The organism is Bradyrhizobium sp. WD16, assembly GCF_024181725.1.
Lineage (GTDB): Bacteria > Pseudomonadota > Alphaproteobacteria > Rhizobiales > Xanthobacteraceae > Bradyrhizobium_A.
Map to the genome: position 1 here is coordinate 4,171,429 of NZ_CP028908.1, position 16,286 is coordinate 4,187,714.

The 16,286-nt window shown below is 64.9% G+C and carries 16 protein-coding genes; 10 read left to right on the forward strand and 6 right to left on the reverse strand.

The features are described from left to right. Positions 1-4: 4 nt before the first annotated feature. Genes DB459_RS19375 through DB459_RS19395 form a run of 5 tightly spaced genes read left to right on the forward strand, consistent with a single transcriptional unit; the run spans position 5 to position 4,517 of the window. Positions 5-1,153 (forward strand): thiolase domain-containing protein, encoded by a 1,149-nt coding sequence (locus DB459_RS19375; RefSeq protein ID WP_253706872.1) that lies wholly within the window; start codon positions 5-7, stop codon positions 1,151-1,153. Further along, positions 1,153-1,539 (forward strand): Zn-ribbon domain-containing OB-fold protein, encoded by a 387-nt coding sequence (locus DB459_RS19380; protein WP_253706873.1) that lies wholly within the window; start codon positions 1,153-1,155, stop codon positions 1,537-1,539. Before DB459_RS19375 ends, DB459_RS19380 begins: the two co-directional genes overlap by 1 nt. A 59-nt stretch (positions 1,540-1,598) precedes the next feature. Next, positions 1,599-2,459, forward strand: a complete 861-nt coding sequence (locus DB459_RS19385; RefSeq protein WP_253706874.1) for a MaoC/PaaZ C-terminal domain-containing protein — start codon at positions 1,599-1,601, stop codon at positions 2,457-2,459. Positions 2,460-2,471: 12 nt separating this feature from the next. Continuing rightward, positions 2,472-3,290, forward strand: a complete 819-nt coding sequence (locus tag DB459_RS19390; protein WP_253706875.1) for an NUDIX domain-containing protein — start codon at positions 2,472-2,474, stop codon at positions 3,288-3,290. A 21-nt stretch (positions 3,291-3,311) separates the two neighbouring features. Next, on the forward strand, positions 3,312-4,517 hold the full coding sequence (locus tag DB459_RS19395) for a CaiB/BaiF CoA-transferase family protein (protein WP_253706876.1): 1,206 nt from the start codon (positions 3,312-3,314) through the stop codon (positions 4,515-4,517). Positions 4,518-4,567: 50 nt separating this feature from the next. Here the strand turns inward: DB459_RS19395 and DB459_RS19400 are convergent. Continuing rightward, a protein-coding gene (locus DB459_RS19400) for an IS630 family transposase (protein ID WP_253706060.1) occupies positions 4,568-5,718 on the reverse strand; the annotation gives its coding sequence in 2 pieces (ribosomal slippage) (positions 4,568-5,268 and positions 5,268-5,718; 1,152 coding nt in all). A gap of 751 nt (positions 5,719-6,469) precedes the next feature. Between DB459_RS19400 and DB459_RS19410 the strand changes: the two genes are divergently transcribed. Continuing rightward, the gene (locus tag DB459_RS19410) at positions 6,470-7,429 is read left to right on the forward strand and encodes a DUF1254 domain-containing protein (protein ID WP_253706877.1); all 960 of its coding nucleotides are present in this window, start codon (positions 6,470-6,472) and stop codon (positions 7,427-7,429) included. Next, positions 7,419-8,000 (forward strand): DUF1214 domain-containing protein, encoded by a 582-nt coding sequence (locus DB459_RS19415; RefSeq protein ID WP_253706878.1) that lies wholly within the window; start codon positions 7,419-7,421, stop codon positions 7,998-8,000. Before DB459_RS19410 ends, DB459_RS19415 begins: the two co-directional genes overlap by 11 nt. A gap of 152 nt (positions 8,001-8,152) precedes the next feature. Here DB459_RS19415 and DB459_RS19420 read toward each other — a convergent pair whose 3' ends face one another. Continuing rightward, complete coding sequence (locus DB459_RS19420; RefSeq protein ID WP_253706879.1) at positions 8,153-8,845, reverse strand: response regulator transcription factor; 693 nt, start codon at positions 8,843-8,845, stop codon at positions 8,153-8,155. Further along, positions 8,842-10,245, reverse strand: a complete 1,404-nt coding sequence (locus DB459_RS19425) for a histidine kinase (protein WP_253706880.1) — start codon at positions 10,243-10,245, stop codon at positions 8,842-8,844. Before DB459_RS19425 ends, DB459_RS19420 begins: the two co-directional genes overlap by 4 nt. Before the next feature lie 200 nt (positions 10,246-10,445). Here DB459_RS19425 and DB459_RS19430 point away from each other — a divergent pair, with 200 nt between their 5' ends. The 3 genes from DB459_RS19430 to DB459_RS19440 are packed head-to-tail and all read left to right on the forward strand — an operon-like array spanning position 10,446 to position 12,425. Beyond that, entirely contained in the window at positions 10,446-11,186 is a 741-nt protein-coding gene (locus DB459_RS19430; RefSeq protein ID WP_253706881.1) for a MotA/TolQ/ExbB proton channel family protein, read from the forward strand. Further along, entirely contained in the window at positions 11,183-11,815 is a 633-nt protein-coding gene (locus DB459_RS19435) for a hypothetical protein (RefSeq protein ID WP_253706882.1), read from the forward strand. The genes DB459_RS19430 and DB459_RS19435 overlap by 4 nt, the downstream gene beginning before the upstream one ends. A gap of 1 nt (position 11,816) precedes the next feature. Then, the gene (locus tag DB459_RS19440; RefSeq protein ID WP_253706883.1) at positions 11,817-12,425 is read left to right on the forward strand and encodes a hypothetical protein; all 609 of its coding nucleotides are present in this window, start codon (positions 11,817-11,819) and stop codon (positions 12,423-12,425) included. Positions 12,426-12,451: 26 nt separating this feature from the next. Here the strand turns inward: DB459_RS19440 and DB459_RS19445 are convergent, their stop codons facing one another. The 3 genes from DB459_RS19445 to DB459_RS19455 all read right to left on the reverse strand — a co-directional run bounded on the left by DB459_RS19445 (position 12,452) and on the right by DB459_RS19455 (position 16,284). Next, complete coding sequence (locus DB459_RS19445; RefSeq protein ID WP_253706884.1) at positions 12,452-14,110, reverse strand: MFS transporter; 1,659 nt, start codon at positions 14,108-14,110, stop codon at positions 12,452-12,454. Positions 14,111-14,275: 165 nt separating this feature from the next. Next, the gene (pncA, locus tag DB459_RS19450) at positions 14,276-14,932 is read right to left on the reverse strand and encodes a bifunctional nicotinamidase/pyrazinamidase (protein WP_253713635.1); all 657 of its coding nucleotides are present in this window, start codon (positions 14,930-14,932) and stop codon (positions 14,276-14,278) included. Next, positions 14,926-16,284 (reverse strand): nicotinate phosphoribosyltransferase, encoded by a 1,359-nt coding sequence (locus tag DB459_RS19455; protein ID WP_253706885.1) that lies wholly within the window; start codon positions 16,282-16,284, stop codon positions 14,926-14,928. Before DB459_RS19455 ends, pncA begins: the two co-directional genes overlap by 7 nt. Positions 16,285-16,286: the final 2 nt, after the last annotated feature.

Consider the following 16,286-nt stretch of genomic DNA (forward strand, 5'->3'; position numbering starts at 1 on the left):
GGAATTGGGCATCAAGGGCAAGGCGTATATCGCCGGCATCTACGAACATCCGACGCGCCATGCGCCCGACAAGTCGATCGCGCAGCTCCATGCCGAGTGCGCCGCCGGCGCGCTGGCCGATGCCGGCCTGACCAAGGACGACGTCGACGGCTATTTCTGCGCCGGCGACGCACCGGGCGGGCCGATGGCCATTGCCGATTACATGGGCCTGAAGCTGCGCCATTTCGACGGAACGGATTCCGGTGGCTGCTCCTACATCATCCATCTCGGTCATGCTGCGGAGGCGATCGCCGCCGGCCGCTGTTCGGTGGCGCTGATCACGCTCGCCGGCAAGCCGCGCACCGCCGCACCGCCGCCCCGGGCGGTCGGGCCCGAACTCGATTTCGAGGCCGCCTATGGCGCTACCACCCACAACGTCTACGCCATGTGCGCGCTGCGCCACATGCACGAATTCGGCACCACCAGCGAGCAACTGGCCTGGGTCAAGGTCGCGGCCTCGCACCACGCCCAGTACAATCCGCATGCGATGCTTCGCGAGGTGGTCACCGTCGATGACGTGATTCAGTCGCCGATGATCGCCGATCCGCTGCACCGCCTCGACTGCTGCGTCGTCACCGATGGCGGCGGCGCCGTCATCGTCACCACGCCCGAGATCGCGAAAAGCCTGAAGCGGCCGCTCGTCCGTCTGATCGGCGCCGGCGAGGCACTCAAGGGCCCACGCGGCGGAAAGTCGCTGGATTTGACCCATTCGGCCGCGGTGTGGTCGGCGCCGCCGGCCTACGCCGAGGCGGACGTGACACCCAAGGACATCAAATATGCCTCCGTCTACGATAGCTTTACCATCACCGTGGTGATGCAGCTCGAGGATCTCGGCTTCTGCAAGAAGGGCGAGGGTGGCAAGTTCGTCGCCGACGGCAATCTGATCTCCGGGGTCGGCAAATTGCCCTGGAACACCGATGGCGGCGGTTTGTGCAGCAACCATCCGGTCAACCGCGGCGGCATGACCAAGATCCTCGAGGCGGTGCGGCAGCTTCGCGGCGAGGCCCATCCCAAGGTGCAGGTGGCCAATTGCGACCTCGCCCTGGTGCACGGCACCGGCGGCATGCTCGGCATCCGCCACGGTGCCTCGACCGCGATCCTGGAGCGCGTGTGATGAGCGACGTGAAGTATCCCGCCCCGCAGGGCAATCCCGAGACCAAGCCGTTCTGGGATGCAGCCGCGCAAGGCAAATTCCTGATCAAGCGCTGCCTCGCCTGCAAGGAGCCGCACTACTTCCCGCGGGCGATCTGCCCGTTCTGCTTCTCTGGTGAGACCGCCTGGGAGGAGAGTTCGGGCGAGGGCGAGATCTACACCTTCAGCATCATGCGCAAGTCGCCGATCGGGCCCTACGCCATCGGCTATGTGACGCTGAAGGAAGGCCCTTCGCTGCTGACGAATTTCGTCGATTGCGATTTTGCCAAGCTGAAGATCGGGGCCAAGGTCAAGGTGGTGTTCAAGCCGACCGACGGGGCACCGCTGCCGTTCTTCACCACAGCCTGAACAGGTCAGGCGACAGAGCGGGGGCAACCCGCCCATCATCGAAACGGAGGAAACGCCCGATGGCCATCGATTACCCGGCAATCCTGTCGATGAAGCGGGAAGGCGAGGCCTATGCGTATACCGATCGCGAGGTGATGCTCTACGCGGTCGGCATCGGCATGGGCGCCGATCCCATGGACGAGCGTGAACTCGGCTTCGTCAACGAGGCGGCGTTTCATCCGCGACCACTGAAGGTGATGCCGACTTTCGCGTCGGTCGCGGCCTGGGGTGCCGGGCCCGGCGATCTCGGCATCAACCGCCTGCTGCTGGTGGACGGCGAACGCGACATCAGCTTCCATCGGCCGCTGCCGGTGGCGGCGAAGATCACCGCCGATTCCCGCGTGGTCGCCGCCTATGACAAGGGCAAGGACAAGGGCGCGGTGATCATCCGCGAGACCGTGCTCAGGGATGAAAGTGGCGACAAGCTCGCCACGCTGGTGGGGGCCGCCTTCGCTCGGGGCGACGGCGGTTTCGGCGGTCCCTCGGACGGCCAGCCGCCGCCGCACAAGGTGCCGAGCCGCGCGCCGGATCGCTCGGTCGACATCGTGACGCGGCCGGACCAGGCGCTGACCTATCGGCTGTGCGGCGACCGCAACCCGCTGCATAGCGATCCCGAATTTGCCCGCCGGGCGGGTTTTCCCCGGCCGATCCTGCACGGCATGTGCACCTATGGCCTGACCTGCCGGGCGGTGCTGCAGACCTATGCCGATTACGACCCCGCAGCATTCCGCCGTCACGCTGTGCGCTTCTCCTCGCCGGTGTTTCCGGGCGAGACGGTGACCGTGGACCTCTGGAAGGACGGCGAGGTCGTCTCTTTCGAGGCAAGGGTGAGGGTGCGCAATGTGACTGTCATCAAGAACGGCATGACGGTTCTCGGATAGGGACGCACGACCATGACCTCAAACGCAGCGACCTCCGAGCCGAAGCCCCCAGCGACGGCCCGTCTTGCCGCCACCATCCTGCTGCTGCGCGAAACCGGTGGCGGCATGGAACTCTTCATGGTGGTGCGCCATCATGAGATCGATTTCGCTTCCGGCGCGCTGGTCTTTCCCGGTGGCAGTGTCGAGCCGGGCGATCGGACCCTCGCCGGCAAGGCCGAGCTTCTGACCATGACGGCTGGCCTCGACGAGGCGACGCTGGCGCTGCGCATTGCGGCGGTGCGCGAGACGTTCGAGGAATGCGGTATCCTGCTGGCGCGGCCGCGCGGCTCGGAGCACGTCGTCGACGCTGTGCGTCTCGCCGGTCTCGAGGCGGTGCACCGCGCCGCGCTCACGGCGGGCACGCTCGCCTTTGCCGACTTCGTCGCGCGCGAGAAGCTCGTTCTTGCGCTCGATCTGCTGGTGCCCTTCGCCCATTGGATCACGCCGCTGAAGATGCCCAAGCGCTTTGACACCCATTTCTTCCTCACGGTGGCGCCATCCGATCAGGTCGGCGCCCATGACGGGCGCGAGGCGGTGGATTCGGTCTGGATCGCGCCGCGCCGCGCGCTCGAGGAGGCGAAGGCTGGCCGCTACAAGATCCTGTTCCCGACCGAACGCAACCTGATCCGGCTGGCGCGGGCGACGACGGCGGCGGAAGCGATCGCGGCGGCGCGCACCGAGTCCATCGTCACGGTGATGCCCGAACTGACCCGGACCGCCGATGGCCGCCGGCAGCTGCGCATCCCTGCGAATGCGGGCTATGACGGCGAGGTCTTCGACGTTGATTTTTGATGCCCAGGGACGGTGGTGGCGATGACTGACAATCTGTTCGCCGGGCTGAAGGTGATCGACTGCGCGAGCTTCATCGCCGCTCCGGCGGCGGCGACCACGCTGGCCGATTTCGGCGCTGACGTCATCAAGATCGAGCCGCCGGGCGAGGGCGATCTCTACCGCGCGCTGCGGGCGGCGCCCGGTTATCCGGTCAGCGATTTCAACTATCCGTGGATCGTCGACAATCGCAACAAGCGCAGCATTGCCCTCGATCTGAAGACGACTGAGGGCAATGCCGTTCTCCATCGCCTCGCCGAGCAGGCCGACATCTTCATCACCAACATGCCGCCGCCGGTGCGCGAGCGCCTCAAGATCCGCTACGAGGATCTCGCCCCGCGCAATCCGCGGCTGATCTATGCCTCCTTCACCGCCTATGGCGAGACCGGGCCGGAGGCAGGCAAGACCGGTTTCGATTCCACCGCCTATTGGGCGCGTAGCGGCTTGATGGACAACGTCAAACCTTCCTTCGATGCGCCGCCGGCGCGCTCGGTCGCCGGCATGGGCGACCATCCCAGCGCCATGGCGCTGTACGGCGCTATCGTCACCGCGCTCTATCGCCGTGAACGCACCGGCAAAGGCGGCAAGGTGTCATCCTCGCTGATCGCCAACGGTCTGTGGGCCAATGGTGTGCTGGTCCAGGCCCAGCTCTGCGGCGCCACCATGATTCCGCGACCGCCACGCGAGCAGCTACCCAACGCCTGCACCAACATGTACCGCTGCCGTGACGATCGCTGGCTGACGCTGAGCGTGCTCAACGAAGCCCGCCAGTTTGAACCCTTGCTGCTGGCTCTGGAGCGCCCGGACATTGCCGACGACCAGCGCTTCGCCACGCAGGAAGCGCGGCGCCGCAATTCGCGGGCGCTGATCGCGCTGTTCGACGAGATCTTCGCCTCGCGGGATCTCGCCGACTGGCGCCTGCGCCTCGACGCCGCCGGGATCACCTTCGGCGTTACCGGCCGGCTCGAGGACATCCCCGACGACCTCCAGATGCGCGAGGCCGGCGCCCTGGTGCCCTATGGAGACGGCGACGTGCTCACGGTCAGCAGCCCCTTCACCGTCGATGGGCTTCGGAAGGAGCCGGCCCGCCCGGCGCCCGAGATCGGCGAGCACGGTGACGAGATTCTGCGCGAGTTCGGCTATGACGCCGCCGCGATCGCGGCCCTGCGCAAGTCCGGCGCGCTGGGGTGAGCGGGAAGGCAGGCCGCCGGCGGCCTGCTCGCGCTAGTCGCCCGATTCATTCAGATTGAAGGGTAAAGGTGCTTGAGTTTGATGCGAGCATTGGGAGTTGTGAAGTGCCAGTTTGCCTTGGTGTGGTTGGCATTGCGGTCTTTCTCCCAGGCGGCGATTTCCTCGGCGAGGGTCTGTTTGTCGGGAATCCGTCGATCGAGGCATTGGGACGATAGGACGCCGAGTTCGGACTCGGCGAGATCAAGCCAACTGCCGTGCTTTGGTGTGTAATGCCATTCAAAGCGCTCGACCAGCCGCCTGGCCTCAGGGGCCGGAAAGGCTTCATAGAGTGACGCCTTGCTGTGGATGTTGAGATTGTCCTGGATCAGAACGATGGTCTTGGCGCCGGCGAAGTGGACATCGGCCAAGTCCTTCAGGACGTGAGCATAATCCACGGCGGTATGGCGATCGGTGACTTTGACATGGCGCCAGCCTTCGAGCGGAGCAAACATCATGAAGAGATTGGCGGTGCCGTTGCGTTTGTACTCGTAATCGCAACGAGCCGGGCGCCCACGCTTCATCGGAATCGGCATGCGCGTCTCGGCGAGGAGTTGCTTTGAGCTCTCGTCCAGGCAAACCAGCGGGTAGTCGGGATCGCGTGGCCGGGTGTAGACGGCCAGCACGTCCTCCATGGCGGCTACGAACGCACTATTGGCTTTCGGCGGGATGACCCAGCACTGTCGGCGATGGGGCTGGAGAGTGTTTTTTTTAGTGCCCGCCCGATCGTCGAGTCGCTGGCACGATCAACAATATGGAGTTCTACGACTTTTTGCTCCAGTAGCCGCAGGGTCCAGCGTGCGCGTCCCTTGGGAGGTTCGGAACAAGCCAGGGCAATCAGTTTGGCTTCCTTCTCACCGTCAAAAATCCGCGCAACCCCCGGTGTTGCGCGCTGCTTACGGCTCAATACCGCCTCGAAGCCTTCTTCCACCAGTTGCTTCCGCACTCGGTAAACCATGGAAACGCTGGTATCGAACGCCTTAATGATCCGGCTGTCACTCCAACCTTCGCCGGCTTCCGAGACATCGGCCTTCAACAATATTCGCGCCTTCAGCAGCTTTTGAGCTGCGCTCTTGCCCTTCCGTATCAGCGTTTCAAGCTGTTCGCGTTCCTCGCCGCTCAGCCGCACAACATACTTCTTTACCGAAATTTCCGTCGCAGCCATGATCCTCTCCGGCGCTCGCGTCGAGACGATCGAATCGAATCACAAATTCTCCATCCTTTCAAATTATTTGAAGCGAGCGACTAGTGTCCCATCTCCGAATGACCGCTTCATTTGCCTCACCCTCGCGCGGTAATTCTGCGAGCACGGTAGGGATAGGGGCTGAAGCAGATCGGATCGCTGCGATTGATGGCGATCCATTCATGGTCGGCGAGTTCGTAGCGCATCATTCGAGCGCCCAGTTTGGAAGCTTGAATCACGGGGGCTTGCCAGACGCTGCGCTTCCGAGCAGGCGCGCCGGTTGGACGTTCACGGGTTGGAAGCGGGCATCAGCAGCAACGATCTCCGGTGAAACCGTCGAAAATGATCCATTTCGGACAGAGCTTTGACCTGTTGATCTGGGTCAACGCGAAGATCGATTTTAATGGAATTAGTCGTTCTAAACGGACGAGGCGAAAACGAAGCTCTCATTCGCAATAGCGACTACGCTGCTGATAAGGGTTCGTAGCCGCGAGTACTGAGAAAGCCAGCGCTGTGGTGTACCGCACGTACGTTGATTATCCCGCCAATTGCGTCGTACGGCCGGGTGTAGTGCAGCGGTCGCGGGCCGTTGCACGACAAGCGGCGGTGGGTGCTGGGACTGTAAATCGCAGTGGTCCGGTCAATCGCGCTGGCAGACGTTGACTGGTCATTTTGCGAGATTTGCAGCCTGCACGAAATCCCAACAATCATGGGATTTCCGCAGGACTGTTCTATGAGTTCAACATCTGACAAGACGGGCCGCATCATGAAACTAGTGGCATCAGTGGTTTCTGCGCTGTCTTTCGTGGCGCTTTCGGCAATTCCGCTCAACGCTCAGCAATACAAGATGCAAACGCCGATACCGCCGGGCGTTGCAATTCCGGACAAGGTGGAGACCCGCCTCGGGACGCTGAACTTCTTCGACGGCTTTCCCGACGATGCGACCGTGGAAAAGCTCTACGACAATCTGGACTTCCAACACGCCGTCCAAGCCTACCTGTTGGCCCTGGCTCCAGTGAGCCAATTGGCAAATCGAAAGGGAGTCGCGGAACTGGGTCCGCTCAATCTAACGGTTCCGATCTTCGAGGATAGGATGGACTCGAAGTCGCTTTTTCTCACTCCGAACAACAACACGCCGTACACTTGGTTTTGGCTCGACCTGCGCGACGGGCCACTGGTGCTCGAAGTGCCACCCAATGTGCTCGGCCTCATCAACGACATGTGGTATAATTTTATTACTGATGTCGGGTTCGTTGGGCCGGACAAGGGTGAGGGCGGCAAGTACCTGATCCTGCCGCCCGGCTACGACGGCGAGGTGCCGACCGGATATTTTGTCGTGAAGCCGGCGACGTTCAGCGTCTGGGTTCCGTGGCGCTCGTTCTTGGTGAACGGTGATCCGAAGCCAGGCGTCGACTCGGTCGAAAAGCACACGCGAATCTATCGCCTGAAAGATGCTGAAAATCCCCCGAAACTCAATTTCGTGCATGTTTCCGGTAAAGCATTTAGCACGCTGGCGCCGGGAGATTTTCCCTTTTGGGAGTATCTGAATCAGGTTGTGCAGGAGGAGCCGACCGATACAGTTGACCCGGTCACCCTCGGCCGTTACGCGTCGGTCGGCATCCAGAAGGGTAAGCCCTTCGCGCCCGATGCACGGATGAAAAAAAATTCTGACCGAAGCCGCCTTGGTAGGTGACGCCACCGCGCGTACAATCAATAGCCGGTTGCGGATCAAGGAAAGCTACTATTATCCCAACAGCGCGTGGCGAACGGGCTTTTTCGGCGGCTATAAATTCGAGGAAAACGGCGCGCGTATTCTCGACGCCTACTCGGCATTCTTCTTCTACGCGACCGGCGTGACACCGGCGATGGATTCGAAGTCAGTTGGCGAGGGATCGCAGTATATGGCCGCGTTCGTTGATAGCCAAAACAAGCCACTCGACGGCGGAAAAAACTACAAGCTGCACTTGCCGCCCAATATCCCAGTCAAGCAATTCTGGTCGGTCATCCTCTACGACAATCAGACCCGCTCTATGCTGCAGACCGACCAGCGTTGGCCAGCCGCAACCAGCCAGAACCCGAAACTCTTGCCGAACGCGGACGGGTCCGTGGACATCTATTTCGGGCCCAAGGCGCCGGCCGGCAAGGAGGACAACTGGGTTCAGACTATCCCCGGCAAAGGATGGAACACGCTCCTGCGCCTCTACGGCCCACTCCAGGCGTGGTTCGACAAAACTTGGCGGCCCGGCGAGATTGAGCCGCTGTAGCAACGAGGAGGTTGCAGCTTCGGCGCGCGCCTCCTCATTTCCGGTGGTTGGCCCATCGCGGCATATTGCGCTGCCGCACTAGCGGGCCGCTTCAGGGGCATAGCGGACATTGCCTTCGCCGAGTCATGCTGTTGTGTTAATGAGTGCACGGCCTAGTGCTCCTGCTCTACAGCCGCGGCGTCACCGCGATGCAGATAAGCGTCCGCATCCGCCTGGATCAGGCCGGCGCGGACCGCGAGCCAGACCAGATGGGCGTCGGTGCGGGCGCCGACCTTGGCCTTGATCTGGTAGTGATAGTTGCGGACGGTCTTGAGGCTGAGATGCAGCGAGGCTGAAATTTCTTCGGCCGACCAGCCCGAGGCGATCAGCCGCAGGATTTCGCTCTCGCGGGGGCCGAGTTCGTCCAGCGGCGAATGGGGGTGGGCGAGGCGCTCCACCGCGATCTCCCGGGCGACGTCGTTGCTCAGCACGCGACCACCCTGGGCGACGACCGCAACGGAACGGACGAGTTCGGCGGCATCGCTGCCCTTGGTGACGTAGCCCGTCGCGCCCGCCTCGAACGCCTTGAGGGCGAAGCCGGCGCCGCCATGCATGGTGAAGATCAGGATGCGGGCGTCGCGATCCCATTGCCGGATGTGGCGCAAGGCCTCGATCCCACCAACGCCCGGGAGCGAGAGGTCCATGATCACGACATCGGGTTTGGTGCGCTGATAGGCCTGATATGCCGACGTGGCGTCGTCGGCCTCGGCCACCACGCGGTAGCCCGGCGTGCGCTCGAGCAGGCGGCGATAGCCCTCCCGCACCACGGGATGGTCGTCGACCAGGAGGATGGTGAGTTCGCTCATGCCATGGCCGCCAGGGCGGGCGCAGGCTGCTGCGCGGCGCCCATCACCGGAATGCGGGCGACGACGCGGATGCCGCGCTTCGCCGGGCCGATCAGCAGGCTGCCGCCGAGCGCCGCCACGCGCTCGCGGATGCCGAGAATGCCGTAGCCCGATCCGGCGTTGAGCTGAGCCGCGTTGCCGCCGCCGTCGTCCTCGACGCTCAGCGCGACGCTGCCGGTCTCTGCTTCCTCGCGCGCGATCTCGAGGCGGACGTCGCGCGGCTTTCCGTGGCGCACCGCATTGGTCAGGCATTCCTGGGCGATGCGGTAGATGTTCAGCGAGATCGCTTCGGGCAGGCCGGCGAGATCGCCGACCACTTTCATGTGGACGGTAGCCTGCGGCGCGCTGCGCATGTTCCAGCCGGCAACGAGCTGGGCGAGGCTCGCCTCGAGCCCCAATTCTTCGACCTGCTGCGAACGGAGCCGGGCCAGCGCGCCGCGCAGGGTGGCCGTCATGCGCTTGGTGACGTCGGCGATGGCGTGGGCGTCCTTGGCGAGATCGGGTCGCGTCGCCGCGGCCTCCATCTCGATCACGGTGGCGAGGGCCCCCACCGCCGCGAGGCACTGGCCGAATTCATCGTGGAGATCCCGCGCCAGTGCGCGGCGCTCATCCTCCTGGACCTGGAACAGGCGGTTGGTCAGCGCCACGCGTTGCGCCGTCGTTTCGGCCAGGCGTTCGGTAAGATCGTTCACCGCGCGGGAAATGTGGCTGAATTCCGCGGTGCGGCAGGGCGGCAGGCGATAACTGTAATCGCCGCGCTCCAGCCGGCGCAGGCCGCCGATGATGGTGCGGGCCGGCAGCAACGACTGACCGATGAAGAAGGTGGCGAGGATGGCGATTCCCGACGCGAGCATCGCGGCGACGCTGAGCACCATCTTGATCTGATCCCAAGCCTGACGCACCGCGGCGCCGGCGTCGACCTCGGCGGCGACCACGCCGGCGTGAGGCTGCCGCGTCGTCAAGGGGCGCTCGACCGGTACAGAGGGGCCGAAGAGATAGTCATAGGCGGCCTTGAACCAGTCCGGCGCGGCACTGCCGATGGTCTCCACTTGACTGCACAACCGCCTCGGCGCCTCGCTGTTTGGGGCGAAGGTGATGCATACGCCCGGTGCGATCACCCGCATGGTCGCCAATGTCTCCCAGTTGGGAATGGGGACCAGGTGTTCCCGGCCGAGCCCGTTGCGCCACAGCAATTCGCGCCAGTAGAGGTTGGCGAAGGCGGCGGCAGCCCGATCGGCGGAGGCCGAGGCGCCGGCTTCGATGCTGCGGTGCGTCTCGAACAGCACCCAGCCGACGGTGCAGGTCAGGCAGACCAGCACGACGCCGGCCAGCCGCACGACAAGATGAGCGAACAGGTTCATGTTTCACTCACGCCTGAATTGAGGTTCATCAATCATGAGCGTCAATGCCCTGGCAGGCAAGCGCAAAGGGCTGCGGTTTTCAGGTTGCCGGCGAAGGTCGGGCATATTGCCCAAGGCGCCGCGGGATCGCTGCCCTTGGCCGGTCCAGGCACGCCTTCTAGCTTGAAGGAGCCTCAATCCGGTCGGGGAACCACATCTTGATGAGCGAGCGCAAAATTGAACTGCCGGGGCGCGATCCGCTGCCGCTCTGGCTGATCTTCACCGGAGTCAGCGTCTTCGCCTTCATTCTATTGTGGTATTTCGGCCTGATCGCGCGGATGGTCGCGGGCGACCGCACCTACATCTCTTCGGTCATCGCCGTGCTCTACGTCGCCACCAGCCTGCATTGCCTGTGGCGCATCCTCGCGGTAGCGCATGAGGGCGATGCGGCCGTGCGCACCGCACAAAGCATTACCCAGGACCACGGCAGGATCTTGAAAGCCCGCAGCACGGAGACGCTGCCGCCGGGGCTCGTTGCCGGCCATGTGCGCGATCTCATCGCCAAGGCCGCAGCGCAGGGCGCCTCGCGGCTCGATCAGACGCTGCTGCTGCGCGTGCTCGCCGCGAGGCTGCGCGGCTCAAACCAGTTCGGCGATTTCGCCAGCGACACCCTGATGAAGCTCGGCCTGCTCGGCACGATCATCGGCTTCATCATGATGTTGGCGCCGATCGCCGGGCTCGACACCGAGAACAAGGAGGCGGTCCGCTCGTCAATGTCGCTGATGAGCGACGGCATGGCGGTCGCGATGTATACGACGCTTGCCGGATTGGTGGGGTCCATCCTTCTCAAGATCCAGTACGCGATGCTGGATAGCGCGACGACGAACATCTTCGCCTTCGCCGTCGATCTCACCGAGGTCCATGTGGTCTCGCTGCTGGACAGCCGGGCGGCTGCCGAATGATCGACGATTTCGATCTCCTGCCGCGCAGCGCGCCGTTCGATCCGTTCAGCGTCGTCTTGTTCAAGGCGCTGCAGGCGCTCGCGTGCCTGTTCTTCATCGTGCTGCTGGTGGTGGCGCCGAAGGCCAAGGATGGAAAGATCGACAGCAAGGCCGAATTCCTCGTCAGCATGGACTGGCCGGACAACCATCCCGACGACGTCGACATCTTCGTTCAGGATCCGCTCGGCAACATCGTCTGGTATCGCCGGCGCGATGCCGGCTTCATGGTGCTCGAGCGCGATGATCGCGGAGGCGTCAACGACTTCGTCCTCGTCAACGGCAAGAAGGTGCCGACGTCGACACGGCAGGAGTTGGTCAGCATCCGCGGCATCGTCGCCGGCGAATACACGGTGAATGTCTATCATTTCGCGGCTTTGACCGGGCGCCCGGTGCCGGTGACGGTGATGGTGCAGAAGCTCAATCCGGTCGTCACCATCGTCGCCAAGGAAACGATCGATCTCGACCAGGGCGGCTCCGAGCGGACCGCGGTGCGCTTCACCATCGATGGAAGCGGCGCTGTGACCGAGACCAGCCGGATCGCGCGGTCGATCCTGCAGACCTTCTACAGCGCCAGGCGCAACGGCGGATAACATGGCGCTGCAGACCAATGTCTTGTTGCTGGTGCTGGCCTATGTGCTGCTGAGCGTGCTGCTGCTGGTGGTGATCGCCCAGCTGAGGCTTCCGCGCCTCGTCAAGATCGGCGCGATCGTCCTCGCCAGCGGCTTCTACATCGTCGTCTTCTACGCCAGCCAGGGGCTGCTCGGCTGGTCGGCACCGGTGGTGGTGCCGGCCCGTTTCCAGGTGTTGTGGACGCGGGTCATCGAGCCCAACCCGTCGCGCCAGCAGCCTGGCGCCGTTCATCTGTGGCTGGAGGAGCTGGACGACGCCAACCTGCCGAGCGGCGTACCGCGCAGCTATGTCCTGCCGTATTCGCCGCAGCTGGCGGGTCGGGTCTCGGCGGCGCAGGCGGAGATCGAAAATGGCCACCCGCAAGGCGGACGGGCGCAGTTTTTCGGCAGCCCTTCGGATGCGGCTCTGCCGGATGGGCTCTCAGTCGACACGTCGATGCGGGCCGCTCCTCCCGGAGGCGATGCGCCGAGCGGCGGGCTGCTCGATCCGGCGTTCCTCGGCGGCCAGTCCAAGTCGGTCGAGCTCGTTCCGCTGCCGAGGCCTGAACTGCCGCCCAAGGGCCTGCCGTAAGGTGCCGTGCAGAACCTGGCGGGTCGTCACGTTCCGCTGGTGACCGTCGTCTGCACCGGCAGCACGGTGTCCGGTGTGCGGTCGGGCGTGTCGTCCTTCCAGCGTACCGAGCCGAACGGCCGTTCCAGCATGCGCCGGATGCGGATCGGCTCGGGACCCATGTGGAAGTCGATGGCCTGGCGGTGGAGCGCCCGTTCCGACTGGGTCGGACGGTTGCGCTGGCGCAGATAGTCGGTCCAGGTCGGGCAATGATAGCGCTCGATCCAGATCTCGGGATTGGCGAGGTCGCGCGCCACCGACCAGCCATAGGCGCCGTTGCGCTGCCGGCTGAGCTGGACGTCCTGAAGCAGTGTATAAAACGCGCGTGCCCGCTCCGGGTCGACGCGGTATTCGATCTCGATGACGATCGGGCCCGAGCGCGAGGTGATCGGCAGGTGCACCTCCGGGTCGGCGAGGGGATCGAGGGCGCCCTCGTCGCGGCCCTCGCGGTCGGGCAGCCGCAGCCAGAGGCCGAGCACGGGGGAGGCGAGCATTACTGCCGCCGAGAGCATCAGGGCGTGATCGGTGCCGATGGCGTCGGCGGCGCGGCCCCACAGCCAGCTGCCGATGGCGACGCCGCCGGAAATCGCCGCCTGGAAGATGGCCAGCGCCCGTCCTGCCACCCAGCGTGGTGCGGCGAGCTGGATGTGGACGTTGAAGAGCGTGATCGACAGTGTCCACCCGGCACCGGCGATCACCAGCGCCGCTGCGGTGAGCACCGGACTGCGGCTCAGCGACACCGCGCCGATGCCGAGCCCCATGGTCAGAAGGCAGGCCCGGATCGCCCCTTCGCTCGAAAACAGCTTGCGCACGGTGCCGACATTGAGGGCGCCGACCACTGCGCCCATACCGAAGGCGCCGAGGATGATGCCGAAGGTCTGGGCGCCGCCGCCGAGCAGGTCGCGGGCGATCAGCGCCATCAGGCCGAGCAGCGAAGTGCCGCCGATGCCGGTGGCCAGCGTTCGCCACAGCACGACGCGCAGTGCCGGCGAATGCACGACATAGCGAACGCCCGAGATGATGGCGCGCGACAGCCGCTCCGGCGGCAGTCGCGACGGCTCGACCTTGCGGCGCCACAGCAACAGCGCGACGATCAGCGGGACGTAGAGGAAGGCGTTGCAGATGAAAGCGGCGACCGCGCCGGCAGTGGCGACGATGACGCCGCCCAGCGCCGGGCCGAAACTGCGCGCCATGTTGTAGCTGATGCCGTTCAGCGCCACCGCCGCCGGCAGCGTCTCGGTCGGCACCTGTTCGCTCACCGAGGCCTGCCAGGACGGTCCGAACAGCGCCATGCCGCTGCCGATCAGGAAAGTGAAGGCGAGGATCAGGTTCGGCGTCAGCAGCCCGAAATGGGTCAGGATCGACAAGGTAGAGGCGCTGGAGAGCCCGATGGTGAGGGCGCACAGTCCGACCAGGCGACGGTCGAACATGTCGGCGATCGCGCCGGCGGTGACCGAGAGCAGCATCACCGGCGCCATCAGCGCGGTCTGCACCAGGGCGACCATGTCGGCCGACGAGGTCATCTGGGTCATGGCCCAGGCGGCACCGACGCCGTGGATCATCAGGCCGAGATTGGACGACAGGCTGGCGAGCCAGATCCGGCGAAAGACGGCGATGCGCAGCGGAGCGCCGATACCGTTGAGCACCTTGGAAAACCTTTCGAATCGGCCGGACGAGGAGGCGGCAATTTATCGCCGGGACGGGGGCGATAACACCCCTGGAACGCTTTTCCGCGGTGCACATTCGAGCGCCCGCTGGCCTGTGCGCGCGGGGCACCCTGGGTCACCTGCCCCCGGAGGACCCGGGCGGGCTCAGGTCGGGATCGTTCCGGCAGGGATCTTGGCCGCCGTCGTACAGCGAACGCCGAGCGCGGCGAAGCTTTCGCGCGTCGCGGCCATCGAGCCGGCGACATCGATGCCACGGCAGGCGTCCTCGATCACGATGGCCTCGAAGCCCTGCCTGCGGGCGTCTTCCGCCGAGTAGCGGACGCAGAAGTCGAAGGCGAGGCCGACGCTGAACACGCGGCTGATGCCGCGCTCCCGCAGATACCCGGTGAGTCCGGTCGGTGTCCGGCGGTCATTCTCGAAAAACACCGAGTAGGAATCGATCCCCGAGTGGTAGCCCTTGCGCAGCACCAGCTCGGCATGGGGGATCGAAAGATCGCTGTGCAAACCGGCGCCGGATGTGCCCTGGACGCAGTGGTCCGGCCACAGCACCTGGGTGCCGTAGTCGAGTTCGATGGTCTCGTAAGGCGCCTTGCCGGGGTGTGAGGACGCGAACGAGGTGTGGCCGGGCGGGTGCCAGTCCTGGGTCAGAACCACGTGGCGGAAGGCCTTGGCGAGGCGATTGATGACTGGCACCACCTCATCGCCGCGGGGTACCGGCAGGTTGCCGCCCGGGCAGAAATCGTTCTGGATGTCGATCACCAGCAGAATGTCCCGATCGTCGATGGAGAAGGCGGTCACCAGACTGTGCTCGCGTGTTGCGCCAGCCGCTCGTCGACCTCGGCCGCCAGCCGTACCAGTGTATCGGAAATCTCGACCGGATAGCAGGCGTCCGGCCGGAGCGCGCGCAGCGGTGCTGGCAGGCGCTCGATATCCCGCACGGCCCGCGCCCTGATTTCGGCGAGCGGAGGCCTGTCGCCGACGCGCCGTCCATCCCTCATCACCAGTTCGACCAGGGGCTCGCCGTCCTCGCGGTCGCCTTCGAGCGCGACGATGTCGCCGGCCATGCGGCCGTCGGCCATGTAGCGACGAAAGACCTGTTTGCGTCCGGGCCAGGTCGCCTTGCCGCTCGAGCGCTTGCGGCGCGGCAGCCCGGCATATTCCTGAAGCTTGTAGGCGCAATCGAGCGCCGCGACATCCGAGGAGGTCGTCAGGCTGGTGCCGATGCCGAAACCGTCGATCGGCGCGCCGGCCTGGAGCATTGCGCCGATATTGTCCTCGTCGAGGCCGCCGCTGGCGAAGATCGTCACCCCGGCGAGACCGCCGGCATTGAGAATGGCGCGCACGCTTTTCGACAGCGCGAGGAGGTCGCCGCTGTCCAGCCGTACCGCGCGGACATGGATGCCCTCGGCGGCAAGGCGCGGTGCCAGCGCAACGACGGCCCGCGCCGCCGTCTCGGTATCGTAGGTGTCGAGCAGCAGTGTCAGATTCTGCGGTCGCGAATGTGCGAAGCGCTCGAACGCGATGCTCTCGTTGTCGTGAGCCTGGATGAAGGAATGCGCCATGGTGCCGAAGCTCGGGATGCCGAACTGTTGTTCGGCCAGCACCGTCGCGGTTCCGGCAAAACCGGCGATGTAGCTGGCGCGGGCCGCCATCAAGCCGGCATCGGCGCCATGGGCGCGGCGCAGACCGAAGTCGACGAGCAGCTTGCCCGGTGCAGCGAGCACCATGCGCGCGGCTTTGGCGGCGATCAGCGACTGGAAGTGCAGAATGTTCAGCAGCCGGGTCTCGACCAGTTGCGCCTCCGGCAAAGGCGCGGTGACCCGCAGGATCGGCTCGTTGGCGAAGACGACGCGGCCTTCCGGCACAGCGTGGACGTCACCGGCGAATTGAAAGGCGGCGAGGTGATCCAGCAGAGCGCGGCTGAAGCGGCCCGTGCTGGCGAGCCATTCGATCTCGGCGGGCGAAAAGCGCAGCTGTGCCAGGTAATCGAGCGCCTGTTCTAACCCGGCGGCGATCAGGAAGCCGCGGCGTTCAGGCAGCTTGCGGACGAAGAATTCGAAGACGGCGGTGTCGGTCTCGCCATGATCCAGGTAGGCCTGGCACATGTTGAGCTGGTAGAGGTCGGTGAGGAGAGGGCTTGTCAGAGGATCCATCG